25 protein-coding genes are annotated in these 24,316 nt (G+C 69.3%); 14 read left to right on the top strand and 11 right to left on the bottom strand.

Annotated elements, in window-relative coordinates:
* Positions 1-45 precede the first annotated feature (45 nt).
* On the top strand, positions 46-1,623 hold the full coding sequence (locus ACWDUD_RS27865) for an FMN-binding glutamate synthase family protein (protein ID WP_450111419.1): 1,578 nt from the start codon (positions 46-48) through the stop codon (positions 1,621-1,623).
* Positions 1,624-1,648: 25 nt separating this feature from the next.
* Here ACWDUD_RS27865 and ACWDUD_RS27860 read toward each other — a convergent pair whose 3' ends face one another.
* Positions 1,649-1,873 carry a hypothetical protein gene (locus tag ACWDUD_RS27860; RefSeq protein WP_450111418.1) on the bottom strand — a complete coding sequence of 75 codons (225 nt, stop codon included), beginning with the start codon at positions 1,871-1,873 and terminating at the stop codon, positions 1,649-1,651.
* 138 nt (positions 1,874-2,011) lie between these two features.
* Here ACWDUD_RS27860 and ACWDUD_RS27855 point away from each other — a divergent pair, with 138 nt between their 5' ends.
* Positions 2,012-2,446, top strand: a complete 435-nt coding sequence (locus ACWDUD_RS27855; RefSeq protein WP_450111417.1) for a nitroreductase family deazaflavin-dependent oxidoreductase — start codon at positions 2,012-2,014, stop codon at positions 2,444-2,446.
* Positions 2,447-2,477: 31 nt separating this feature from the next.
* Here ACWDUD_RS27855 and ACWDUD_RS27850 read toward each other — a convergent pair whose 3' ends face one another.
* Entirely contained in the window at positions 2,478-3,785 is a 1,308-nt protein-coding gene (locus ACWDUD_RS27850; RefSeq protein WP_450111416.1) for a M23 family metallopeptidase, read from the bottom strand.
* Between the two features lie 111 nt (positions 3,786-3,896).
* Here ACWDUD_RS27850 and ilvA point away from each other — a divergent pair, with 111 nt between their 5' ends.
* Entirely contained in the window at positions 3,897-5,249 is a 1,353-nt protein-coding gene (gene ilvA / locus ACWDUD_RS27845; RefSeq protein WP_197254205.1) for a threonine ammonia-lyase IlvA, read from the top strand.
* 63 nt (positions 5,250-5,312) lie between these two features.
* Here ilvA and ACWDUD_RS27840 read toward each other — a convergent pair whose 3' ends face one another.
* Together ACWDUD_RS27840 and ACWDUD_RS27835 are read right to left on the bottom strand one after the other, a co-directional pair.
* Complete coding sequence (locus ACWDUD_RS27840) at positions 5,313-5,615, bottom strand: hypothetical protein (protein ID WP_450111415.1); 303 nt, start codon at positions 5,613-5,615, stop codon at positions 5,313-5,315.
* A 55-nt stretch (positions 5,616-5,670) separates the two neighbouring features.
* Positions 5,671-6,261, bottom strand: a complete 591-nt coding sequence (locus ACWDUD_RS27835) for a TetR/AcrR family transcriptional regulator (RefSeq protein WP_450111414.1) — start codon at positions 6,259-6,261, stop codon at positions 5,671-5,673.
* A 110-nt stretch (positions 6,262-6,371) separates the two neighbouring features.
* On the opposite strand from ACWDUD_RS27835, the gene ACWDUD_RS27830 reads away from it, so the two are divergent.
* Positions 6,372-7,880 (top strand): MFS transporter, encoded by a 1,509-nt coding sequence (locus ACWDUD_RS27830; RefSeq protein WP_450111413.1) that lies wholly within the window; start codon positions 6,372-6,374, stop codon positions 7,878-7,880.
* A gap of 7 nt (positions 7,881-7,887) precedes the next feature.
* Here ACWDUD_RS27830 and treZ read toward each other — a convergent pair whose 3' ends face one another.
* Positions 7,888-9,636 (bottom strand): malto-oligosyltrehalose trehalohydrolase, encoded by a 1,749-nt coding sequence (gene treZ / locus ACWDUD_RS27825; RefSeq protein WP_450111412.1) that lies wholly within the window; start codon positions 9,634-9,636, stop codon positions 7,888-7,890.
* 105 nt (positions 9,637-9,741) lie between these two features.
* On the opposite strand from treZ, the gene ACWDUD_RS27820 reads away from it, so the two are divergent.
* Positions 9,742-10,380 carry a TetR/AcrR family transcriptional regulator gene (locus tag ACWDUD_RS27820; RefSeq protein ID WP_450111411.1) on the top strand — a complete coding sequence of 213 codons (639 nt, stop codon included), beginning with the start codon at positions 9,742-9,744 and terminating at the stop codon, positions 10,378-10,380.
* Between the two features lie 2 nt (positions 10,381-10,382).
* Here the strand turns inward: ACWDUD_RS27820 and ACWDUD_RS27815 are convergent, their stop codons facing one another.
* Both ACWDUD_RS27815 and ACWDUD_RS27810 read right to left on the bottom strand, forming a co-directional pair.
* On the bottom strand, positions 10,383-10,811 hold the full coding sequence (locus tag ACWDUD_RS27815; RefSeq protein WP_450111410.1) for a PPOX class F420-dependent oxidoreductase: 429 nt from the start codon (positions 10,809-10,811) through the stop codon (positions 10,383-10,385).
* Between the two features lie 25 nt (positions 10,812-10,836).
* A complete protein-coding gene (locus ACWDUD_RS27810) occupies positions 10,837-11,250 on the bottom strand; it encodes a YchJ family protein (RefSeq protein WP_450111409.1) in 414 nt (137 codons plus the stop codon).
* Between the two features lie 64 nt (positions 11,251-11,314).
* Here ACWDUD_RS27810 and ACWDUD_RS27805 point away from each other — a divergent pair, with 64 nt between their 5' ends.
* Positions 11,315-11,935, top strand: a complete 621-nt coding sequence (locus ACWDUD_RS27805) for an FHA domain-containing protein (protein ID WP_420751468.1) — start codon at positions 11,315-11,317, stop codon at positions 11,933-11,935.
* 21 nt (positions 11,936-11,956) lie between these two features.
* On the opposite strand, the gene ACWDUD_RS27800 is transcribed toward ACWDUD_RS27805, so the two are convergent.
* On the bottom strand, positions 11,957-12,859 hold the full coding sequence (locus tag ACWDUD_RS27800) for an alpha/beta fold hydrolase (protein ID WP_450111408.1): 903 nt from the start codon (positions 12,857-12,859) through the stop codon (positions 11,957-11,959).
* Positions 12,860-12,969: 110 nt separating this feature from the next.
* Here ACWDUD_RS27800 and ACWDUD_RS27795 point away from each other — a divergent pair, with 110 nt between their 5' ends.
* The 5 genes from ACWDUD_RS27795 (at position 12,970) to ACWDUD_RS27775 (ending at position 16,462) form a co-directional block, all read left to right on the top strand.
* Positions 12,970-13,458, top strand: coding sequence for a TIGR00725 family protein (locus ACWDUD_RS27795; RefSeq protein WP_248673661.1), 489 nt, complete (start codon positions 12,970-12,972; stop codon positions 13,456-13,458).
* A gap of 121 nt (positions 13,459-13,579) precedes the next feature.
* Positions 13,580-14,542, top strand: a complete 963-nt coding sequence (locus tag ACWDUD_RS27790) for an ATP-binding cassette domain-containing protein (protein WP_450111407.1) — start codon at positions 13,580-13,582, stop codon at positions 14,540-14,542.
* Entirely contained in the window at positions 14,539-15,321 is a 783-nt protein-coding gene (locus tag ACWDUD_RS27785) for an ABC transporter permease (protein ID WP_450111406.1), read from the top strand. The genes ACWDUD_RS27790 and ACWDUD_RS27785 overlap by 4 nt, the downstream gene beginning before the upstream one ends.
* Positions 15,318-16,154, top strand: coding sequence for an ABC transporter permease (locus ACWDUD_RS27780; protein ID WP_450111405.1), 837 nt, complete (start codon positions 15,318-15,320; stop codon positions 16,152-16,154). Before ACWDUD_RS27785 ends, ACWDUD_RS27780 begins: the two co-directional genes overlap by 4 nt.
* A 50-nt stretch (positions 16,155-16,204) precedes the next feature.
* Positions 16,205-16,462 (top strand): chorismate mutase, encoded by a 258-nt coding sequence (locus tag ACWDUD_RS27775; protein ID WP_197253199.1) that lies wholly within the window; start codon positions 16,205-16,207, stop codon positions 16,460-16,462.
* Between the two features lie 40 nt (positions 16,463-16,502).
* Here ACWDUD_RS27775 and ACWDUD_RS27770 read toward each other — a convergent pair whose 3' ends face one another.
* On the bottom strand, positions 16,503-17,351 hold the full coding sequence (locus ACWDUD_RS27770; RefSeq protein WP_450111404.1) for a TetR/AcrR family transcriptional regulator: 849 nt from the start codon (positions 17,349-17,351) through the stop codon (positions 16,503-16,505).
* A gap of 58 nt (positions 17,352-17,409) precedes the next feature.
* Between ACWDUD_RS27770 and ACWDUD_RS27765 the strand changes: the two genes are divergently transcribed.
* Complete coding sequence (locus tag ACWDUD_RS27765; RefSeq protein ID WP_248673665.1) at positions 17,410-18,405, top strand: ABC transporter ATP-binding protein; 996 nt, start codon at positions 17,410-17,412, stop codon at positions 18,403-18,405.
* Positions 18,402-19,226 (top strand): ABC transporter permease, encoded by an 825-nt coding sequence (locus tag ACWDUD_RS27760; RefSeq protein WP_450111403.1) that lies wholly within the window; start codon positions 18,402-18,404, stop codon positions 19,224-19,226. The genes ACWDUD_RS27765 and ACWDUD_RS27760 overlap by 4 nt, the downstream gene beginning before the upstream one ends.
* On the opposite strand, the gene ACWDUD_RS27755 is transcribed toward ACWDUD_RS27760, so the two are convergent.
* Entirely contained in the window at positions 19,210-21,393 is a 2,184-nt protein-coding gene (locus ACWDUD_RS27755) for a molybdopterin-dependent oxidoreductase (RefSeq protein ID WP_450111402.1), read from the bottom strand. The genes ACWDUD_RS27760 and ACWDUD_RS27755 overlap by 17 nt on opposite strands.
* A gap of 125 nt (positions 21,394-21,518) precedes the next feature.
* Positions 21,519-23,873, bottom strand: coding sequence for a malto-oligosyltrehalose synthase (gene treY / locus ACWDUD_RS27750; protein WP_450111401.1), 2,355 nt, complete (start codon positions 23,871-23,873; stop codon positions 21,519-21,521).
* Positions 23,874-23,951: 78 nt separating this feature from the next.
* Here treY and ACWDUD_RS27745 point away from each other — a divergent pair.
* Positions 23,952-24,316: DUF222 domain-containing protein (locus ACWDUD_RS27745; protein ID WP_450111400.1), on the top strand; the 365-nt coding region annotated here is incomplete at its 3' end.

Genomic DNA, 24,316 nt, shown 5'->3' with positions numbered 1-24,316 from the left:
GCCTTTCCCGACGTGCGGTGCCCGCAACGGACCTACCGTGGATTCATGGACTGGTCGAAGGCTCTCGGAATCCCGGCTGCGGCGCTGGCCGCGGTGGCGTCGTACGACCTGCTCCAGCGTCGGCACGCGCTGCTGAGGAACTTCCCGGTCCTCGGTCACGGGCGGTATCTGCTCGAGGCGATCGGTCCCGAACTGCGTCAGTACATCGTCACCCGCAACGACGAGGAGCGGCCGTTCACGCGCGACCAGCGGCATTGGGTGTATGCGGCGTCGAAGCGGCAGAACGACACGTTCGGCTTCGGCACGGACAACGACGTCGAGTTCACCGACGGGTACACGATCATCAAGCACCGCACGTTCTCCCGGATCCCGCCGTCCGGAGCGCCGCACAGCGGTGAGGGACTGGCGATTCCGTCGGCGAAGATCCTCGGCGGGCCGCGGGGGCGGGCGAAGGCGTTCCGGCCGGAATCTTTCGTCAACGTCTCGGGGATGAGTTTCGGATCGTTGTCGGCGGCGGCGGTGGTGGCTCTGAACAAGGGGGCGGCTGCCGCCGGCTGCCTGCACAACACGGGGGAGGGCGGACTGTCGCGGTACCACCGCAACGGTGCCGACCTGATCTTCCAGATCGGCACGGCCTACTTCGGCTGCCGCGACAGCGAGGGCCGTTTCGATCTCGACCGGCTCGTCGCGCTCACCGAATCGGCACCGGTGAAGGCGATCGAGATCAAGCTGAGCCAGGGCGCCAAACCGGGTCTCGGTGGTCTGCTGCCCGGCGCCAAGGTCACCGAGGAGATCGCCGAGATCCGCGGCGTTCCGGTGGGTCGAGACGTGGTGAGCCCGTCCCGGCACACGGCGTTCCACGACGTCGACAGCATGCTCGATTTCGTGGAGAAGGTTGCCTCGGCCACAGGTCTTCCCGTCGGGATCAAATCGGCGGTCGGCGATCCGACGTTCTGGCAGTTGCTCGTCGACGCGATGCGCGACGGTGACCGTGGCGTCGACTTCGTCACCGTCGACGGTGGCGAGGGCGGTACCGGGGCCGCGCCGCTCGTGTTCACCGATTCGGTGTCGCTGCCGTTCCGCAGCGGATTCGCCCGGGTCTACCGGCTGTTCGCCCTGGCAGGGCTGGCAGAGCGTGTGACCTTCATCGGATCGGGCAAGCTCGGTGTTCCCGACAATGCCGTTGCCGCAATGGCACTCGGTTGCGACATGGTGAACGTTGCTCGCGAGCCCATGTTCGCGGTGGGCTGCATCCAGGCGCAGAAGTGCCACACCGACCGGTGCCCAACCGGTGTGGCGACCCAGAATGCTTGGCTGTCAAGAGGTTTGGATGTTCCGTCGAAGGCCGATCGGGTCGAGCAGTATCTACGGGCGCTGCGCCGGGAGGTGTTCAAGGTTGCGGAGGCGTGCGGTGTGGCGCATCCGAGCCTGATCACCACCGAGGACGTCGAGGTCGCCGACGGAAACCGGCATTCGGTGACCTTCTCCGAGTTGTACGACTACCGGGAGGGCTGGGGCCTGCCCGGTATCGCCGACCGCGACGAGATCACCCGCATCATGGCGGCGACCGCCGCGCAGCGCCCGGGTGACACCGGATCGCACGGCGCGAAGACGAAACCCTAGAAGACGAAACCCTGGAAGACGAACTCTAGCTGCGGCGGTAGTACGCCAGGCGACCCCACCAGGTCACGGTGGCTGCGGCCGCCGCCGAGAGCACGGCGGTCTGTCCGGACCCGGTGATGACGAACAGCGTGAGCAGCACCAGGAAGCCGACGACCAGGGCTTCGAGCTTGTACAGCGGCCACTCGGTGCCGGCGAGGTCGACTCCGGCCACGCGCCGGGCCCGATGGGCCGGACTGTCGAGAGTGGTCATCACGAGGCTCCTACGGTGCTGGAAAGTCTGTCATCAGGGTAGTCGCAGTCGAGAATTCGGGTCAACGAACTTTTTGCCCCGGGTGTGTCGGATCACAGACCGGGTGTGTCGGATCACAGATACGTGTTGACTGTCGGTATGCCTCTCATCGGAGAATACGAACCCAGCCCGGCAAAATGGGCCGCGGACCAGGTCGAGAAGTACGAATCCTCGGACGGTGCCGAGGGGAACACCATGCAGGGCCGGCCGGTGGTCATCCTCACCTCCCGGGGCGCCAAGAGCGGCAAGCTGCGCAAGACGCCGCTGATGCGCGTCGAACACGAAGGCATCTACGCAGTCGTCGCCTCGCTGGGCGGTGCACCGAAGAACCCGACCTGGTACTACAACGTCGTCGCGAATCCGCACGTGGAGCTGCGGGACGGTGCCCAGGTGAAGGACATGACCGCACGCGAGGTCCACGGCGACGAGAAGGCCGTGTGGTGGAAACGCGCGGTCGAGGCGTTCCCCGACTACGCCGAGTACCAGAAGAAGACGGACCGGCAGATACCCGTGTTCGTGCTCGAACCGAGATAGGGGACCGCCGGTCGCCACACCACCCGCGCGATCAGCCGAAGTCGACGACGGTCAGCACGAGCGGCAGGGCGTCACGACGCGGCCCGGGGTTCGGCTCGTCGAGCAGTTCGCCGCTCGCGGCGTCGAGCGTGCCCACGACGCCGAACTCGTCGAGCACGAACGGGACGTTGTCGGACGAGAAGATGAGCGGCGTGCGGCTCAACTGGAAGTGCAGGTGGGCCGCCGACGAGTTGCCCGAATTGCCGAGCCGGGCGATCTCGTCCCCGGCGGACACACGGTCTCCGACCTCCACCCTGGGAGAACCGGGAGCCAGATGGTAGTAGACGGCGAACAGGTCTGGGGCCAGTTCGAGGGCGACCATGTTGCCGCCGAGGTCGGCGAGCGTGAAGCCCGGACCGAGGGGCAGCTTGCCGGGCGGCGTGTCGGGAACGGATGCGTGGACGGCCACGACGGTGGCGTCGGCGACCGCGAGCACCGGGGCGCCGTAGGCGAGGTAGTTCTCGTTCTGTGCCGGATCCCCGTCGACCTCGACGCCCGGCTCGTAGCCGTGCTCACGGGTCGCCGCGACGTCGATCCGGCTCACGTCGATCGCGAACCGCTCGGCCCCGTTGATCCGGCCGCCCACCGGGAGCAGGACGTTGCGATGCGCGTTGAGGGTGCAGCATCCGTTCTCGACGATCCACCCCTGCCCGCGGAGCGGTGCGCCGACGACGACCGGCTCCTCGGTCGAGATCGTCACCGTTCCGCCCGTCTGCGTCACCTCGTCGGGCCAGAGAACCGCGACGCCGCCGTCGCCCGATTCCGGGGAGCCGAACGAGGCGGTGATCCGATGCGTGACGGTCGCGGGAACGGCATCCCGGCTGGGATAGGTGTCGTCGAGCACCAGCAGGGCGGTCTTACCCGACGGGATCCGGATCGCCGGGTCGCCGTCCGCGACGGGTTCCGCACCGCCGTAGTCGGCGAGGATCATCGTCCGGGCGGCGACCTCGTCCTCCGTCAGCGAGGCCACGACCTCGCCGTCGGTGGTGAGCGTCTCGACCGACGTGATGACGGCGGGCCGCGGGGCGAAGTTCAGCACCGTCAACTCGTAGGCCACGTGGAAGAGTTCGTCCGAGCCCGGCACGGGGACCGGGTCGGGTGCCACCACGCCGATGACGAGAGGGGAGATCTCGTCGGTTCCAACTGCCTCGTCGGACGACGATCCTGCCGGACCGCTCTCGGGCGTCGACGTCGGCGATGCCTCGCCGCCCGGGAGCAACGTGCAGGCCGCGACGACGCCCGCACTCGCCACGAAGACCATCGCCGATCGGACTCGCCCGATCCATACCGGCCCAGGCATGTCGTCAGTAGACCGTGTGCGCTGCGAATCCGCAAGCGATTGTCGGCGCAGATCACCGCGGTCACGTGACCTGCTTTGGATGATCGGCGAGGCGGGTGGCAGCATTGACGGGTGACCACCTACCCGCACACCGCTGAACCGACTCGGACGCCCGTTGTGAACGTGGCCGACATCGACGCGGCGGCGGAGCGAATTTCCCCGGCGGTGGCACCCACTCCCCTCGAACATTGCCCGCGCCTGTCCGCGCTGACCGGCGCGAACGTGTACCTCAAGCGTGAGGATCTCACCCGGGTGCGGTCGTTCAAGCTGCGCGGCGCCTACAACGTGATGGCCCAGCTCAGCGACGCAGAACGGGCTGCCGGCGTCGTGACGGCCAGTGCCGGTAACCACGCGCAGGGCGTGGCGTACGCGTGCCGGTCGATGGGAATCAAGGGGCGCATCTATGTGCCCGCGCGTACCCCCAAGCAGAAGTGCGACCGGATCCGCGTCCACGGTGGCGAGTTCGTCGAGCTCATCCCGATCGGCGACACGTTCGATGCCGCGGCCGCAGCGGCCCGCGGCGATGTCGAGCGCACCGGTGCGACGATGGTCGCCCCGTTCGACGATGCGCGCACCGCAGCCGGGCAGGGCACGATCGCCCGCGAGATCCTCGCGCAGTTGCCGGCGGCACCGGACCTGGTCGTCGTGCCCGTAGGTGGCGGGGGGCTGTTGGCCGGTATCGCGGCCTACCTGCACGAGAAGTCGCCGACCACCTCGATCGTCGGCGTCGAACCGGCCGGTGCCGCGTCCATGACCGCCGCGCTCGTCGCGGGCGGCCCGGTGACGCTGCCGGAGGTCGAGCCGTTCGTCGACGGCGCCGCGGTCCAGCGGATCGGAAACGTGCCCTACGAGGTGGTGTCGCAGCTCGGCGCCGAGGTGGTGTCGCACTCGAGTCTGCCGTTGGTCGCGACGATCCGTCAGGACACGCTCGGCACTGCGGCGTTCGGGATGACCCAGGTCGACGAGGGCGCGATCTGCACCGCGATGCTCGAGCTGTATCAGAACGAGGGCGTCATCGCGGAACCGGCCGGTGCGCTGTCCGTCGCGGCGCTCGACCACATCGCCGCGGAGCCGGGATCGACGATCGTGTGCCTGATCTCGGGCGGCAACAACGACGTCTCCCGGTACGGCGAGATCATCGAGCGGTCGCTGGTGCACCGGGGGCTCAAGCACTACTTCCTGGTGGACTTCCCGCAGGAGCCGGGCGCCTTGCGCCGGTTCCTCGACGAGGTGCTCGGCCCGGACGACGACATCACGCTGTTCGAGTACGTCAAGCGCAACAACCGTGAGACGGGCGCGGCGCTGGTCGGCATCGAACTCGGCGCCGCCGACGGTCTGGCACCGCTGCTGGCACGCATGGACGCGTCCCGGCTCGAAGTGCAACGCCTCGAGCCGGGATCACCGGCCTACCGGTACCTGACCTAGCGCCAGGCACCGGGACCGGGACGGTGTGCAGGCTCGCTGTGCAGGATCACTCCCTGTGCAGGGTCACCACGGGCTGCACACCAGCCAGGGACCGAACCAGAAGCAGTCCGCGCGCCACGGGTTGTCCCAGCGGTTGTTCCAACCGCGGTCCCAATCCCGGCCCCGGTCCTTCCGGTTCCAATCGTTGTTCCAGTCCTTGCCCCGGTCCTTGTCGTGCCGGTCGTTGTACGGGTTGTCGTTGACGGGCTGCGCGGCGGTCACCCCGGGCGAAGGGTCGAACGCCGGGGTCGCGGCGGCAACGCTGGCCGGTGCGACGAGAAGTGTGGTGGTGAGGAACGTACCCGCGAGAATTTTCTTGAGATTCATGACGATCACCTCGGCAGTGTGCCTGTAATCGACGGTACTCCTCGATGAGAAACTTTCAATTCTCTTGGCTACCTGCGGTTTCAGGGTCTCTGCGAGTGCGCTCCGGGTCCTCGGGATCGCCGCGGCGGAGCAGCCGAGCGACCACTCGGTGGTGGAGATCGGAGTCGGTGCGCGGCAGGCCGAGCAACGCTCCGAGGTAGATGCCGTCGCCGACGAGTCGCACGATTTCGGCGTCGACGGGGTCGTCGAATTCTGCCTGGAGTCCGTCATCCCAGGACCGCATCACCTCGACGACGGCCCGCTGCACCTCGTCGTGCTGCCCGTCGGCGCTGCGCATCGCGGCGACCATCGAGCGGAACAGCGAGATCTCCGCGGCCTCACCCAGGTCGTCCGGATAGGACAGGTACCACTCGGCGACCCGGGTGCCTCCCGCGACGGCCTCGGCGAGTCGCTCGTCGCTGCGGGCGCCGAGCCGGCGCACCATGGCGGCGAGCATCGCTTCCTTGGTCGGGAAGTGGTAGAGCAGACCACCTTTCGAGACACCGGCGGCCGCGGCCACCGCTTCGAGAGTGACCTGGGCGACGCCGACGTCGAGCAGTGTGCGTTCGAGTGCGTCGAGGATCCGGTCGCGGGTGTCGGAGGCCATGGTGTGAGCCTAGTCAATCCGCTGTACCGGCCGGACGGTTCGTTGCTACCCTGAAAATCACTGTACCGGCTGGACGGTTAAGTAAATTCTCGAAGTCTCGGAAAGAAGTCATGCGCGAACACCCCGGCACCGCGACCATCCCTGCCTCCGTGAGGGCCGACGCCCGCACCTGGCTGGGCCTCGCCGTGCTCGCGTGCGCCGTGTTGCTCATTGCGATCGACGCGACCGTGCTCGATCTCGCCCTGCCGTTCATCAGCGCCGATCTCGCCCCCACCGGGGTGCAGCTGCTGTGGATCATCGACGTGTACTCGTTCGCCGTCGCGGGCCTGCTCGTGACGATGGGCGTGCTCGGCGACCGCATCGGGCGCCGCCGCCTGCTGCTCGTCGGCGCGACCGGCTTCGCCGCCGCCTCCGTGCTCGCCGCCTGGGCAGTCGGCCCCGAGATGCTCATCGCGGCACGCGTGCTACAGGGCATCGCCGGAGCCACCCTGATGCCCGCGACCCTCGGCCTGATCCGGCACATGTTCGCCGACGCGCGCCAGCGCACGCTGGCGATCGGTGTGTGGAGCGCGATGGCCGCCGGAGGCGCCGCGGCCGGGCCGATCGTCGGCGGATGGCTGCTCGAGCACTTCTGGTGGGGCTCGGTGTTTCTCGTCAACCTGCCGATCATGGCAATTCTCGTGATGGCCGCGCCGCGGTTGATCCCCGAGTCCCGCGACCCGGCACCGGGCCGATTCGATCTCGTCGGGGCGATCGCGTCGCTGGTCGCGGTGCTGCCGCTCGTCTACGCGATCAAGGAGTCCGCGCTGCACGGCCTGCAGCCGGAATACCTCGTCGCCGGCAGTGTCGGCGTTCTCGCGGCACTGTTCTTCGTCCACCGGCAACGCACTACGTCGTCGCCGTTGCTGGATCTGTCGCTGTTCGCCGAGCGCACCTTCTCGACCGCCGTGGCCGCCAATCTGTTGTCGGTGTTCGCGCTCGCCGGGGTGCTGTTCTTCGGCTCGCAGTATCTGCAGCTGGTGCTGGACGTGAGCCCGCTGACCGCCGGACTGCTCATGCTCCCGGGTACCGCGGCCAGTGCGCTCGGCTCGCTCGCCGCCGGACCGCTGACCCGTCGCCTCCCGATCGGTGGGGTGCTGGCGGGTTCGCTCGCGGCTGCCGCAGCCGGTGCCGGGGCACTGCTGGCGCTCGGTGCCGACGGCGGTGCCGGGGTGTTCGTCGCCGGTTTCACCGTCGTCGGTGCGGGTGTCGGCGTCGCGCTGACGCTCACCACCGATCTCGTGGTGGCCGCAGCACCACCGGACCGGGCGGGCGCGGCGTCCGCCGTGTCCGAAACCGCGTACGAACTGGGGATGGCGCTGGGCGTGGCGGTGCTCGGCAGCGTCGTCAGCGCGACCTATCAGGGCCGGCTCGCGGAACTGTTCGTGTCGACCGAGGGGCTCGACACGCTCGGCAATCTCGTGGAGACGGCACGACACCTGCCGGAGTCCGCGGCCGGAGCGCTACTCGTGGAGGGTCGTGAGGCCTTCGTCGCCGGAATGCACGGTGCCTCGGCCGCCACCGCCGTCATCCTCGCGGTGACCGCCCTGTTCGCGTGGAGGATGCTGCGGCGACGCTGAGAAGATGTCACCGTTCGTGGTGGTCGATTTCGCCCTCGAACACCGCGAACGAGTGGCCCGGGATCAGGGCGGCCGAACGGGTCCGGTTGACCACCGGTTCGTCCCACCACATCAGCGGAACACCGCCGACCGGAACGGTGACCGGATCGGCTCCGAGATTGCAGGCGACGCGAATCGTCCCGCGGTGCACGACGATCCAGCGTTCCTCCTCGTCGTAGTCGACCTGGAGGTTCTCGAGCCACGGATCCGTCAGCTCGGCGCGGGCCCGCCGCAACGCGAGCAGGTCCCGGTAGCACGCCAGCAGGCGCGCGTGCTCGGGCTCGGTGCGTTCGGCGCGATTCAGGACCGAACTCCGGAACGTCTCCGGGTCCTGCGGGTCGGGCACGTCCTCGACGTCCCAGCCGTGTTCGGCGAATTCGCGCCTGCGGCCCTCGACGACCGCGGCGGCGAGTTCCGGTTCCGGATGCGAGGTGAAGTACCGGAACGGGGTGCCGGCACCCCACTCCTCGCCCATGAACAGCATCGGCGTGTAGGGGGAGGTCAGCACGAGCGCGGCCTTGACGGCGAGCTGTCCGTGATCGAGATACCGGCCCGGCCGGTCGCCGCGTGCGCGGTTGCCGACCTGGTCGTGCGTGCACGTGTAGGCCAGCAGTGAACTGGCGGGCGTGCGGCGCACGTCGAGCGGGCGCCCGTGGATGCGACCGCGGAAACTCGAATACGTCCCGGCATGGAAGAAGCCGTGCTGCAGGGTGCGGGCGAGGCAGTCGAGCGAGCCGAAATCTCCGTAGTACCCTTGCCTTTCGCCGGACACCGCCGCGTGCACTGCGTGGTGGATGTCGTCGTCCCACTGCGCGTGCAGGCCGTAGCCACCCGCCGAGCGCGGAGTGATCAGGCGCGGATCGTTGAGGTCGCTCTCGGCGATCAACGTCAGCGGGCGACCCAGATGTACGGACAGCCTGAAGGTTTCGGTCGACAGATCCTCGAGTACGTGGGTGGCGGTGTGGTCCACGAGCGCGTGGACCGCGTCGAGCCGCAGTGCGTCGATGTGGAAGTCGCGGAACCAGCGCAGGGCGTTGTCGATGATGTAGCGGCGCACCTCGGCGGACCCGGGGCCGTCGAGGTTCACCGTCTCACCCCAGGTTCCCGCGCCGCCGGTCAGATAGGGACCGAAACGGCCCAGATAGTTTCCGGACGGGCCCAGATGGTTGTACACCACGTCGAGTACGACTCCGAGTCCGCGCGCGTGTGCGGCGTCGACGAAGCGCTGCAGCGCGTCCGGCCCGCCGTACGGCTCGTGCACCGCGTACCAGAGCACCCCGTCGTAACCCCAGCCGTGGGTGCCGTTGAACGCGTTGACCGGCATGAGTTCGACGAAGCCGACCCCGAGCTCGACGAGTTCGTCGAGATGCTCGATCGCCGCGTCCAGCGTGCCGGCCTCGGTGAACGTGCCGATGTGCAGTTCGTAGACGACGCTGCCCGGGAGCTGCCGACCGGTCCACGACGAGTCCGTCCAGACCGCGGGATCGAGCCGGTGCAGCTGCGACAGGCCGTGCACCCCGTCCGGCTGCCGGGGCGAACGCGGATCCGGCAGCGCCGTCGCGTCCTCGTCCACGACGAAGCCGTAGCGGGCGCCGGGGGAGGCATCGACCTCGGCGCGCCACCAGCCGTGCTCGTCGCGCTGCATCGGATGGACGGTGCCGTCGAGGTGCAGTCGGACGGACTCGGGGACGGGGGCCCAGACCTCGAAGGTGTGCACGGGTCCAGCATGCACGGTCCGCGAGATGCGCGCAGCTTCACCCGATTCGGATGCCCCCGATTCGGATGCATTCGGGATGCATCCGATGGGCTAGGGTTGCTCGCGATGTCCGAGAACACCGGGAAGAGGACGTACAAGTCCCCGCTTCGGGAAGAAGCCGCTCGTCGCACCCGCGCCGCCGTCCGTGCCGCGGGGGCGCGGCTCTTCGTCCGCGACGGCTACGTGTGCACCACGGTCAAGCAGATCGCCGACGAGGCCGGGGTCGCGGTCCGGACGGTGTTCACGGCGTTCCCCGGCGGCAAGTCGGAACTGTTCCGTGAAGCACTCGACGACGCGGTCGCCGGGACCGGTGACCCCGCCGTCCCGGCGCGACGGGAGGTCGCGCACGGGGGTTCCGACGCCGACCTGATCCTCGAGCACGTGGTCGGATTCGGCACCGACATACTCGAACGGGCCGGCGGTCTGCTCATGACGTCGATCGAGTCCTCGGGCGCCGACGAGGACATGCGGCGCTTCGCGGACGAGGACGCCCGCGCGACCGCTGAGAACGCCCGCACCATCGCCGAGGGCCTGCGCGCGAGCGGCCTGCTCCGGGACGGGGTGAGCGTCGAGCACGCCGCGGACGTGCTCTTCACGCTCAGCTCGCCCCAGGTGCACGCGCTGCTGCGCCGAACGTGCGGCTGGGACGTCGAGCAGTACCGAACGTGGTTGACCGGTACCCTGCGCGCGACGCTGCTGCGCTGAGTTCAGGCGTCCGCAGGTGGACTGTGCACCGTCCGCCGCGGCTCGTACCACTCGCTCCCGGCGGGTTCGCCGGACAGGTTCCAGCTCCACGAGATCGTCGGCGTGATCCGGGAGTAGACGCCCGGCCCGACCATGCCGACCCGTTCGATCGGTGGTTCGGCGCGGCCGTAGATCCGGATCGATCGCGCGACGAACGGCTCGAACGAGACGAGATCGTCGACGACGATCGCGACCTTGTCGTTGCCGGCCAGGATGTTGCGGAACTTGCGGGTGGTCCGGACCGCCTCGCCGACGCCGCCGATCCACAGGTACGTGCCGTCGAGTTCGAATGCGACGGGCACGACATCGGGTTGACCGTCCGGGCCGACGGTCGCGAGGCGTGCCAGCGGCTGTGACTGCAGATAGGCGATCTCTTCCTCGGTGAACGACACGTCGATCCTCCTCGGGGATGCCGGATCAGGACAGGGCGTCGAGATACAACCAGCGGCCGTCCTCCCGCACGAATCGGCTGTGCTCGTGCAGGGTGTCCTCGATGCCGTTGTACGTGTAGTGGGCGCGGAACTCGACGGTGCCCTCGGTGTGCAGGAAACCACCGCCGGTCGTGCGCAGCACTTCGAGTCCCGTCCACCGCTGATCCGGATCCAGCTCGAGCCGGGTCGGACGGGCGCTCGGATGCCACGTGCGCTCGAGATACTCGGCGTTCCCGACCGCGAACGCCGTGTACCGGGACCGCATCAGCCGCTCGGCGGTCGGTGCGGCCGCGCCGTCGAGCAACGGGCCACAGCACTCCCCGAACGGCACTCCGCGACCACACGGGCACGGGGAATCAGCGGCAGGGACTCGGGTACGTCGACGGTTCACGACACCCATTATCGCGGCCCTTGCCGAGTCAATCGGTGACGGGCACGATGGATTCCGTCTCCGGGAGGTCGCAGTGAGCGTCGGTATCGAGTCACGACTGAGCTACATCGACAAGCAGGGCCGGCAACATCGTTTCGAACTGTCGCCCGCGACACCGCGTGTCACGATCGGCCGGTCACCGGACTCGGATGTGCCGTTCACCGGCGACGAGGAGGTGTCGCGGCTGCATGCGGTCGTCGAATGGCTCGGGACGCACTGGACGATCGTCGACGACGGATTGTCGCGCAACGGAACGTTCGTCAACGGTGAGCGCATCACCGGGCGACGGCGACTGCGGGAAGGCGACAGCATCCGCATCGGCTCTATCCGGTTGACATTCCAGGAGATCGGGGTCGGGCCGGACGAGGCGACCCGGGTCGCCTCGGAGTTGCCGACGGTCCGCTCCGTCACCGAAACCCAGCGCAATGTGCTGGTCGCCCTGTGCCGCCCGTACAAGCACGGCGCCGCGTTCGCCACCCCCGCCTCGAATCAGGCGATCGCCGCGGAGCTCTACCTGAGCGTCGACGCCGTCAAGACCCACCTGCGCGCGTTGTTCACCAAATTCGGTGTCGAGGATCTGCCGCAGAACCTCAAGCGGGTGCGGCTCGCCGAGCTGGCCCTGCACAGCGGCGTCATCACCGAGCGGGATCTCTGAGACGACTCCCGGCCGGCCTGCTCAGGCGACCCTCCGCAGCAGGCCCGCCAGCGCCTGCGCGACCTCGTCGGCCCGCTCGCCGATCACCGAGTGCCCGGCCCCGTCGACACGCACCAGCTCCGCGAGCGGCAGCCGCGATGCCAGCCCGGACGACAACTCGAACGGGGTCCACTCGTCGGCGGAACCGCACAGCACCAGTGCCGGTACCGCCGCGAGCACCGTCAGGGCCGCCGACTCGTCGAGGGCCGCGAACGACCGCAGGAACCCGGCCATCGTCACCACCGACGTATCGCTGTGCAGGACCTTCAGCAACGCAGCCCAGCGACCCTCCGAGCCCGGACGGTCCGCCGGCGGCACCAGCAACGCGCCGACGCGTCCCCCGAACCGGATCGTTCGCTGCATGATGCGCGGCGCCCGCGTCACCGCCCGGTGGAACAGCTCGACCGCCGGGCTGTGCAGGTACCGCCCGAGACCGGACCGGTGCAGATCGCCCGCTGCCGTCGCGATCAGGCCGATCCCCGCCACCCGGCGGCCGATCTCGTGCGGATGCTGCCGCGCGTACGACAGGATCGCCATGCCGCCCATCGAATGCCCGACCAGCACGACCGGGCCGGACGCCACCGCGTTCAGCACCGCCCCGAGATCCCGGCCCAGCTGCTCGACGGTGTACGTCTCGGCGGGAGCGCCACCGGAGCGGCCGTGCCCGCGGTGGTCGAAGAACACCATCCGCACCGACGAGCCCGTCAGCCGCAGAAGCGAATCCCGCAGCGGCGACCAGCTTTCCGTGTGATTGCAGTGACCGTGTACGAACAGGACCGTCAGCGGCGCGATGGCGGCTCCGACCTCCCGGACGGCCAGCGGCACCCCGTCGTCCGCAAGTACCGTGACGCGCCGGACGAGCCGGGCACTGCGAATGGTGGTCATGGCGATCAGGGTGCGCCCGGCACCGCGGTGACCACGACCGATCCCGGCGGTGGAAGTCCGCAACCCCGGAGTGGACTCCACAACACCTTGGGTTGGTGGACAATCGAAAAATGCACGAGCAGCGGTATGTCGGCGTCGTCGGACCCGGCGACGCCACCCCGGAGCAGCGCCGCGTCGCCCGTCGCGTCGGCGGATTGCTGGCCGGGCGGCGCGCAGTGGTCGTGACCGGCGGATTGGGCGGGGTGATGGCGGCGGCGTCCCGCGGCGCGATCGAGGCCGGCGGCACCACGATCGGTCTGTTGCCCGGTGACGAACGGCTCGACGGCAACCCCTACCTGACGGTGTCGATACCCACCGGGATGGGGGAGATGCGCAACGCCCTGCTCGTGCGCAGCAGCGACGCGTTGATCGCGGTCGGAGGAAGCTGGGGCACCATGAGCGAGATCGCGCTGGCGGTCCGGACCGGTGTTCCCGTCGTGTCGATCGGGGGCTGGCAGATGCCCGGCCCCGGCGTGCTGGCCGTCGCCGACCCCGAAGAGGCCGTCGAATGCCTGCACGCCCTGCTCTGGCGGAAGGATCCGCTCGAAGGACGGCAGTAGCAGCTGCCGGGAAGGGAGGTCGCCGAGGTGGTGGCGGACCACCTCTGGGGTGGGTATCGCGGAGGACGCGGCCGGGAGAGCGTGGACATCACGCCTTTCCGCCGTCAGCCAGGAGGACCCCGTGCCGGACCGTACACAGTCGCTGCTCGTCGAAGATGTCACCAAGAGCTTCGGCCCGGTCGAGGCATTGCGCGGAGTGAGCTTCGCCGCGGCCCCCGGTGAGGTGCTCGGGGTCCTCGGACCGAACGGGGCCGGCAAGACCACCGTGGTGAACATCCTCGCGACACTCCTGCGCCCGGATTCCGGGCGGGCCGTCGTCGCCGGGCACGATGTGGTCACCGACGCGGCCGGAGTCCGGCGATCGATCATGCTCACCGGCCAGTACGCCGCGCTCGACGACTCGCTCACCGGATTCGAGAACCTCGTGCTGTTCGCGCGGCTCCTCGGCATGCGACGACGCGCCGCCCGCGCCCGCGCCCGGGAACTGATCGCGGAATTCGACCTGGATGACGCCGCGGACCGCCCCGTCGGCCGGTACTCCGGCGGCATGCGCCGCCGCATCGACATCGCCTGCGGCCTCGTCGTCCCACCCCAGGTGGTGTTTCTCGACGAACCCACCACCGGGCTCGACCCGCGCAGCCGGCAACGCGTGTGGGACCTGGTCGCCGGATTCAAGGCGCAGGGCATCACGACGCTGCTGACCACGCAATACCTCGAGGAAGCGGACCTGCTCGCCGACCGCATCGTCGTCGTGGATCGGGGTGTCGTCGTCGCCGACGACACCGCCGTCCGACTCAAGGACCGCGTCGGCGGCAGTTTCTGCGAGGTGGTGCCGCTGCGCCCCGGCGACGTCACCGCGATTGCAGACGTTGTCCGCACCCTCACCTACGGAGCGGTCGAGATCGGAGCCGACCGGGTCGCGGTGCCCGCCCCCGACGGGGCCGGCACCCTCGCCCGGGTCGCCGCTGCGGTCGCGGCGCGGGGCATCGAGATCGCGGACATCGCGCTGCGCCGCCCGTCGCTCGACGAGGTGTTCCTCACCCTTACCGGAAGCGAAACGGCACCGCTGGAGGTCGCGGCATGACCAGCCTCGCCCCCGAAAGCACACCGATCCGCCAGTGGTGGGTGCTCACGGCCCGTGGGCTGGGATCGGCGCTGCGCGGCGGATCGATGTTGACCGCGCTGATCGCGCCGATCGTGTTCACCCTCGGCTTCTACGTCCCGCTGCACGCGGTGATCACGCGGTTCTCCGGCGGCACCGTCGAATACGGGCGGTTCCTCATGCCGCTGATCGCCCTGCAGGCGGTGTCGTTCACGGCGATCACCGCCGCGTTCGTCGCGGCCACCGACGCGGTGCGCGGCGTCGACCGGCGGTTCGCGGCGATGCCGATACCCGCGGTCGTCCCGGTCACCGCACGGGTCTCGGCGAGCACCGTGCGCTGCGTGCTCGCGGTCGCCGTTGCCGTGGTGTGCGGCCACGTGATCGGCTTCCGTTTCGATGCCGGACCCACCGCCGCGGTGGCGTTCTGCACGGCAGCACTGGCGATCGGGGTGATCCTCACACTCGCCGCCGACGTCCTGGGCACACTCTCACGCAGCCCGGAGGCCACCACTCGCGCGCTGGCCGTTCCACAACTTGTCCTCGGCATGTTCTCGTGCGGATTCCTTCCCCTCGAACAGTTTCCGCAGTGGGCCCAGCCGATCGTGCGCAATCAGCCGGTCTCCCAGTTCACGATCACGCTGCGCGCACTGGCCGACGGCAATTTCGACGCCCACCTGCTGGTTCCGACGCTGCTGTGGCTGTGCGCCCTGCTCGGGATCGTCGGATGGATGGCGGTGCGCGTCACCGGGAGGCGAGCATGACCACGACGACCGGCACCCCCACGACTCAGGGGATTCCTGTGACGACAATCGTTCCCGCGGCGGAGAACTCGATCCGGATGCTGCTGCCGCACACCTGGTTGCAGTCGCGCCGACTGCTCACCCGCTGGCGCCGGGACCCCATGACCGTGGTCCAGACCCTCGCCTATCCGGTCGCGATGCTGGTGATGCTCGACGTCGTGCTGGGCCGGCAGGTCACGGCCTTCGCCGGTCACGACGCGCTGTACGGCACGGTACCCATGGTCGCGGTGATGAGCGCGTTGCTCGGTTCGCTCGCCGGAACGATCAACCTCCGTCGTGAATGCGAGGCGGGCCTGCCGGGACGGCTGTGGACACTGCCGGTCCACCGGGCGTCGGCGTTGTTGTCGCGCTCGGTTGCGGAGGCGGTGCGGATCGCCGCGACCACCACGGTGATCCTGGCCGTCGGGACAGCACTCGGATTCCGGTTCCACGCCGGGGCTCTCGCCGCGCTCGGATTCGTGGCTGTACCGGTGATCTTCGGCGTCGGCTTCGCGGTCCTCGTCACCACCATCGGTCTGACCTGGTCGAATACCGGTGTGGTCGAGGCTGTTTCGCTCCTGTGCACGCTGTTGCTGTTCTTCAACCCGGGTTTCGTTCCGGTGACCGCCTATCCCGGCTGGATCCGACCGTTGGTGGAGAACCAGCCGATGACCGCGGCGGTCGAGACCATGCAGGCGTTCTCGCTCGGTGGTCCCGTCGCCGAACCGCTGGTCCGGATACTCGCGTGGTCGGTCGTCCTGATCGGCGGATGCGCGATCCCGCTCGCACGCCGGTACCGCCGCGCCCTGTGCTGACCACCCGGTCGGACCGAAACCCGTACCCATCACCAGAAGGAGAAAACGACGTGACTGCGATCATCAGACCCACCCTCGCCGAACTCGAGGTCGACCGGCTCTACGACGAGATGGACCGGCTCGACGCCGGCATTGTCGCCGCCGTGCAGCAGCGCACGGAACTGGCCCGGCGCATCGCGGAGGCGCGTGTCGTCGCAGGGTCGCCGAGGGTGACCCACGCGGACGACATCGACGTGATCCGCCGGTACACCAGCGAACTCGGGGGATCCGGGACGGCGATGGCGATGAGTCTGCTCCGGCTGCGCTGACGTCTGCGTAGGCCGGCGGGGGAGTGCGGAAGCTCGGGGCTCAAGCGTCGGCTGTGTCGACGTCCGCACACCCGGCAGGGTCGGGTCCGGACATGCGCACGCACTCGTCGAACGACGGGACAGCGCTGCCGGAGCCACCGGCCCGCTCGATGAGCAGCTCGATGGTGTCGAGCAGCCCGCCGATGCGCAGTTCGAACGGAGTGGCGGCGTCGTCGAACGCCCCCATCGTCCACAACCGCGTCATCGTCGGGTAGCGGGCCGGGTCGAAGGTGTTCTCCCAGAAGTCGGTCTGCGCGGACCAGTACGCCTCGTAGTCGGTGCCCTGGTCGCGTTCGTCGGCGATCTCCGCAGCGGCGGCGCGCGCGAACCCGGACACGGCCTGGCGCACGATGCCGATCGTCTCCACGACCTGGTTCGCGGTCAGACCGGTGTCGACGAGGATCCGGAAGGCGGCCTCGTCCGCGTCGAAGACGTGGGGTGCCAACGGCATTCGCCAGGTGTTCACGGTGAGGAGCCAGGAATGGGTCCGCAGCAGCGAAAAGTACCCGCGCGCATAGGTTTCGAGCGCGGTGCGCCACGGCAGTTCCGGGTCGGGCAGTGCGAGGTCGGCGTAGGCGCGGTCGATCATGGCATCGATCAGATGGTCCCGGGACGGCACATGCGAATAGAGGGTCATCGTGCCGACGCCGAGCGCCCGCGCGACCGAGCGCATCGACACCGCGTCGAGTCCGCGCTCGTCGGCGATCGCGACCGCGGCGTCGACGATCTGCGTGCGGTTCACGCGCGCGGGCCGGCCACGCGTCGGAGCTGCCGGCGGTTCCCACAAGGGTGCGAATCGCTTGTCGCCCGCCGGGGGTGTGGTGTTGTCGGCCGGATCGATCTCGACCACTCGAACTCCTCGGAAGATGCCGTTGCGCGTGCTTTTCGTACAGCGTACCGTCAAATCTGTGACTGAATCGGTACACCGTACGGGAAACGCGATTCGGGCGAGGGGACTGACCAAGACCTTTCGCCGCAGGAAAGAGACCGTCGAGGCGGTCAAAGGCATCGACCTCGATGTCGCCCAAGGGGAACTCGTGGCGATCCTCGGCCCCAACGGCGCCGGAAAGTCCACCACCATCAGGATGCTCACCTCTGTGCTGACGCCGACCTCCGGCACCGCCGAGGTCGCCGGCCGCGACGTCGTGCGCGAGCCGGCCGCAGTGCGGGCCCGCATCGGATACGTCGGACAGGGCAACGCCGGGGGCTACTCGTACCGGGTCGGCGACGAACTGCGGAACCAGGCGCGGTTCTATTCCGTCCCCGGCGACGTCGCGAAACGACGTGCCGCGGACCTGCTCGAAGCGCTGGAACTGACCGGTCTGGAGAAGCGCACCGTGCAATCCCTCTCGGGCGGACAGCGCCGCCGGCTCGACGTCGCGATGGGCCTGATGAACCATCCGCGCCTGCTGTTCCTGGACGAGCCCACCACCGGCCTCGACCCGCACGCCCGCGCGAATCTGTGGGAGCACGTCCTGCGATTGCGTGAGGAGAACGGTATGACGCTGCTGCTCACCACTCACTACCTCGACGAGGCCGACGCGATGGCCGAGCGGATCGTGCTGATCGACCACGGCACCGTCATTGCAGACGCCGCACCCGAGGTGCTCGAACGGGACTACGCCGACGATGTCGTCACCGTCGAACTGGCCGCGGGGCAGAGCCCGGCGACCGCACGGTCGGTGCTGCCGTCCGCCGTCGTCTCCGTGACCGAATCGGTGACCGGCACGGGCGCGGTGCGGCTCGCACTCAGCACACGCAACGGCCCCGAACTGGTTCCGCCGCTGATGCGAGCCCTGGACGCCGCGGGCGTGTCCGTCACCTCGACCGACGTGAAACCCGCGTCGCTCGACGACGTGTTCCTCAATCTGACCGGCAGGTCCCTGCGCGAGGAGGCGGCATGACCTACGTGATCGACCGGACCGCGGCCGAATCCTATGCCCTCGAAGATCGCTCGCGGTTACGCAAGTGGCTCCACGACACCGGGGCGGTGTTCACGCGCGAGATCCTCGTCGTACTGCACGATCCGTTCACGCTGATCTTCTCGCTGCTGCAACCGCTGGTGTTCCTCGCGTTGTTCGGTCCGCTGCTGGATGGCATGCTCGGCGCCGGTGGCATCGGTGGGGATACGGCGCTGCAGTGGTTCCTGCCCGGTGTGCTCGTGATGATCGCGATCTTCGGCACCGGCATGGTCGGCGGCAACCTGCTGTACGAGTTGATGACCGGTGCCTACGAACGCATCCTCGCAACACCACTGGACCGCTCGTCCATCCTCGTCGGCCGCGCACTGAAGGAGTTCGCACCGCTCGTCGGGCAGGCGTTGCTCATCACGGTCGCCGCGATCCCGTTCGGCCTGGCCTTCCATCCGATCCAGGTGCTCGTGGGCCTGTTGATCCTGGGCATCTTCGGGATCGGTCTCGGTGCGCTGTCCTACGCGCTGGGCCTGGCCGCGAAGGGCCGGGAGTGGCTGTTCTGGGGCGTCCAGCAGTCCGTGATCTTCCCCCTGCTGCTGCTCGCCGGCATGATGCTGCCGCTCGACTCGGGTCCCGCGTGGATGCAGGCGGCGGCCAAGGTGAACCCGCTGACCTACATCGTCGACGCCGAGCGTGCGTTGTTCACCGGCACGCTGTGGGACAGCGAGGTCGCGTGGGGTTTCGCCGCCGCGTTCGCGACCTGCGCGGTCGGGTTGTGGGTCGGCATCCGCACGGTCAATCGGACGGTCTGACGGCGGTGCCCGCGGTGGTCGTCGCGGCCACGTTCACCATCGTCGCGTTGACGGCGGCGTTGCCGGTGAAGGTGTCGGTGACCGCCGGATCGTGCAGCAGGTTGACGTTGGCGCCGGGGTGGGCGGCGGCCGTGGACCAGCCGACACCCTTCTCATCGTGACCCCAGCCGTGCGGAATCGCGACGGTACCGGCCCGGATCTCGTCGCTGACCTCGACGGGCACCACGATGCTGCCGATCCGGGAGCGCACGGTCACCGGCTGGCCGTGGACGAGCGACCGGGACGCGGCGTCGTCGGGATGCATCAGGACCGTGCACCGGTCGCGGCCCTTGACCATCGTCGGAATGTTGTGCAGCCACGAGTTGTTCGATCGCAGGTGGCGGCGTCCGATCAGGCGTAGGTCGAATTCCGTTTCCTGCGACGGCTTCTCGGTCTCGGCGAGCAGGCGGCGTGTTTCGTCGACGAACTCCGGCGGCGCCACGTGCACGCGGCGGTCCCGGGTGGCCAGCAGCGACCGCAGCCGCGGTTGCAGCGGCCCGAGGTCGACTCCTCCGGGGGAGCGCCGGATCTTCCCGAGCGTCAACCCCCGACGCCCGTGGCGCAGCACACCGTGCGGGCCGGTCAGGACACCGAGCGCACCCAGCCGCAGTGGGCTGACTCGATCGAGCAGGGCGCGGAGAGGACGAGTCAGCCGCGACCGCAGCGGAAGCGGAAGCACCTCGAGGGTCAGGCGCGACAGGATCTGCCAGTCCTCGAGCGCGTCCGCCGCCGGCTCGAACACCCGGGCGTTGAACCGTGCGTTGTTGCGGACGGAGAAGACCGGGAACAGGAAGTCGAATTCCTCGCGTTCGAGGTGGGACACCGGCGGAAGGATCAGGTCGGCGTGCCGGGACGTCTCGGTGAGGTACATGTCGACCGCGACGAAGAAGTCGAGACCCTCGAGGGCCTCGTCGAGACGGCCTCCCTGCGGGGTGGACAGCACCGGGTTTCCGGCGTAGGTGACCAGCGCGCGGACGGGGCCGGCGGAACCCGGGCCGTCGCCGAGTATCTCGTCGGCCAGGCCCACCACGGGCAGTTCCGTCCGGAACGACTTGTGCTCGCCGGTGCGGCTGCTCCACAGGCCGTATCCCGAACCGAGTCGCCGCACGAGACGGGCCGCGTCGATCGGTGGCGTCGCGAACATCTGGCCGCCCGGCCGGTCGAGATTTCCGGTCACGGCGTTGAGCGTGTTCACCAGCCAGTGGGTGAGGGTGCCGGTGACCTGATGGCAGACACCGATGCGGGCGTACACGATCGCGGACCGGGCCGCGGCGTGGTCGCGGGCCAGGCGCCGGATGGTGTCCGCGTCCACCCCGGCGCGGGGCGCCATCGCCTCGGGCGTGCAGGGTGCGACCAGCTCGGCGAGGTCCTCGATGCCGGTCAGCGGCACGGTGCCGGATGCCGGGCCGGTGCCGTCGGCGAGGATCGTGTGCAGCATGCCGAGCAGCAGGTAGGGATCGCCGCCCGGACGCACCGCGACGTGCTCGTCCGCCAGCCGCGCCGTCTCGGTGCGCCGCGGGTCGACGACGACCACGGATCCACCGCGGCGCCGGATCGCGGCGATGCGGCCGCGGGCGTCGGGCATCGTGGTGATCGAGCCGTTGGACACCGCGGGATTGGCCCCGAGGATCAGCAGCCGGTCGGTGCGGTCGACGTCCGCGATCGGCATCAGCACGTTCGAGCCGAACATCTTCCACGCCGCGAACTCCTGCGGGAACTGATCGATCGAGGATGCCGAGTAGAACTTGCGGGTGAGGAGGGCGATACGCAGCGCGATGCCGTAGACGGCCGACGAGCTGTGTGCGGCCGGGTTGCCCAGGTACATCGCGATCGCGTCGCGACCGTGCCGTCGCCGGACGGCGCGCAACCGTTCGCCGGCCAGCGCGAACGCCTCGTTCCAGCCGATCTCCTCGAAGCCGTCGCCGACGCGTCGCATCGGGCGCCGGAGCCGGTCCGGGTCGTGGTGCAGACCCGCGAGCGCGGTGGCCTTCGGGCAGATGTAGCCGTGCGAGAGCACGTCATCGGGATCGCCCTCGATGCGGGTGACCCTGTCGTGGTCGACGGTGACGCGTATTCCGCAGTGCGCCTCACACAGGGTGCACTGACGAGCGACGGTACGTGTGGACACAGCGGCCCCCTCCGCGGTCATGTGTGAAACCTAGCACTCCCGCGAGGCGCTCGTAACGAAGGTTCGACAGTACGGACGATCGTCCGCGAGAGGACACCTTCGGTCCGTCCCGTCGCGGGCGATGTTCACCCGTCGTCGCGGGCGATGGCCGCGACCGGCAGGGTGCCGAGGATCTCGCTCAGGCGTACCGAGCCGGTGAAGGCCCGGCCGGTGAGCCGATCCGTCCAGCTTCCCGACGGAAGATCGAGAACCGTTTCCTCCCAGCCGATGTCGCCGAGTGCCACGGTGTGGAGCGTGGCCACCGCGACGACGTCGAGGTCGTCGGCGGCCGGTCCGCGTCCGAATGCCAGGACATGGCCGGCGGCGGGACCCGCCGCGACCAGCGGCACGTACGCGCCGCCGACGAAACTCGACGGCCGCGCCCGGCGCAGGTGCAGCGCCTCGCGCACGACCCGGAACTTCGGCGGCGCCGCCTCGGGGTGGGCGAGCAGTCGGCGGCGGGCGTCGAAGTCCACCGGGCGCCGGTTGTCGGGATCGACGAGCGAGTCGTCCCACAGTTCGGTGCCCTGGTACACGTCGGGAATCCCCGGTCCGAGCAGTTGCAGCAACTTCTGGCCGAGCGACACCGCCGCGACGTGCCGGGAGACCGAGTCGACGAACGAGGTCATCGCGTCGTGTACCGGACCGTCGATCACGGCGTCGATCCAGCCCGCGACCGCAGCCTCGAACCCGTCGTCGACCTGCGTCCACGTCGTTCGTGTCCCGTTTTCCCGCAGTGCCTTTCGCGCGTACTCGTGGACCCGTCCGCGTAGCTCGGTGGTGACCACCCCGTCCTCGGGCCACACTCCGAACAGGGTCTGCCACAGGAAGGATCCGAAGGCGGGGTCGGGACTCGGTGCGAGACCGTTCCACTCGGCCAGGTGAGCGGCCCACTGCGTTGCGACCTGGGAGAGCACCGAGATGCGGGCGCGGACGTCCTCGCTGCGTTTGGTGTCGTGTGTCGACAGGGCGGTCATCGCCTGCGGCCACCGCCGTGCCCGCTCCTGCCACGCCAGATGGAACTGCGAGACCGGCATCGCGAACCCTCCCGGCTGCCCACCGACCTCCTGCAACGAGATCAGCCGGGAGGCACGGTAGAACAGTCGGTCCTCCACCGCCTTCGCGGTCGCGGCGCCGCACACCTGGCCGAACCGGGCCACCGCTTCCCCTCCGGTGGACAACGCCCGGACGAGCAGTTGCAGCGCTGCCTCGAGTTCGGGGCGAGCACCCGCGACCTCGCCGACGATCCGCGGCAGCATGCCGGCGAGCGGCGCATAATCCGCCCGATACACCGGCAGCGCCGCCGCGACCGCGACCACCGCCTCACGCAGCGCATCCGAGTCGACACCGGCCGTGCCTCCGTCGCGCCGCACCGCACGCACGAGCCGGCGAACCTCCGGTGCCAGTCCCTCGGTCAGGACGGCGCGTTTCGACTGCACCTCCTGCTCGTGGAACCATGCCGCGTCCTCGGCCGTGCCGGTACACCTGCGGGACAGTTCGGTCAGAGCCGATTCGCCTCGCGGATCGACGAATACGGCTGCGAGCTCGTTCAATGCGTCGTACCCGGTGGTGCCGTCCACCGGCAGCGTCGGATCGAGCGGTTCGTCGGCGCCGAGGATCTTCTCGATCACCAGCCAGCGGTCCGGCCCGAGCAGCGCTCGCAACCGGACGAGATATCCGGTCGGGTCCGCGAGACCGTCCGGGTGGTCGACCCGGATTCCGTCGACAAGTCCGTCCGCCACCCACTCGGCGACCTGTACGTGCGCATCGTCGAACACGACGGGATCCTCGACGCGCACCGCCGCGAGATCGTCGATCGTGAAGAACCGCCGATAGCCGACGAGTCCCGAGTCCCACGGCACCAACCGGTACGCCTGCCGCTCGTGTACTTCGGCGGCGGTTCCGGTGTCGGTGCCGGGTGCGACGGGAAACCGCTTGTCGTAGTAGGCGAGCATGGGTTCCGGCCCGGTGCGATCCACCGTCAGGTCGTCGGGGCCGTCGCCGGAGCCCAGTGCGGGCAGCGCGATCTTCCCGTCGGCACCATCGGATTCCCGGTCGACGTCGAAGTGCCGGGCGTACCGGGACTGCTGCCCGTGCTGGAGCAGATCCCACCACCAGCGGTTCTGGCGGGCGTCGGCGACGCCGACGTGGTTAGGCACGATGTCGATCACCAGGCCCATGCCGCGGGAGCGGGCGCGAGCGGCGAGTGCTTCGAGCCCGGCTAGGCCGCCGAGCGCATCGGAGACCGTGGCCGGGTCGGTGACGTCGTAGCCGTGGGTCGATCCGACCGTTGCGGTGAGTACGGGGGACAGGTAGAGGTGGCTGATCCCGAGTTCGGCGAGGTAGTCGACGAGCGCTGCGGCGTCGTCGAATCGCAGCCCGTCGCCCCGCAATTGCAAGCGGTAGGTTGCCTGGACCGCGGGCACCTCGGATGGCTCCATGTGCAGTCACCTTAGACGGAATTCCGGCGGTCGACTCGTTCAGTGCTTTCTGTCGGACCCCTTCGCTACGATTCGAACATGCTTTCGATGGGGGTGCGAGGGGGCGAGGTCGGGGCGCGGCTTGCCGCGCTCGACGCCGCGGTGGACGGTCTGCTCGAGGACGACCTCACCGGCTTGTCGAACAACGATCTGGTCGAGTTCTTCCAGCGCATCGAAACCGTCCTGCGCAAGGCCACTGCCGTCGGCCATCGAATGATTGTCGAGACCGTCGAACGACGGGTCCCGGAGGAGCTCGGGTGCCGCTCGATCAACGACTTCCTGGTCGGAACCCTGCGGATCTCCGCCGCGGACGCGGCCCGGCGGGTCAAGGGCGCGAAGAAGGTCGGCACCTGGCGTTCCCTCGACGGCGAGGACATCGAACCGGAACTGCCGGCCACCGCGGC

This window comes from Rhodococcus sp. NPDC003382 (assembly GCF_053589135.1).
This window is presented reverse-complemented; position numbering and strand designations above follow the sequence as displayed.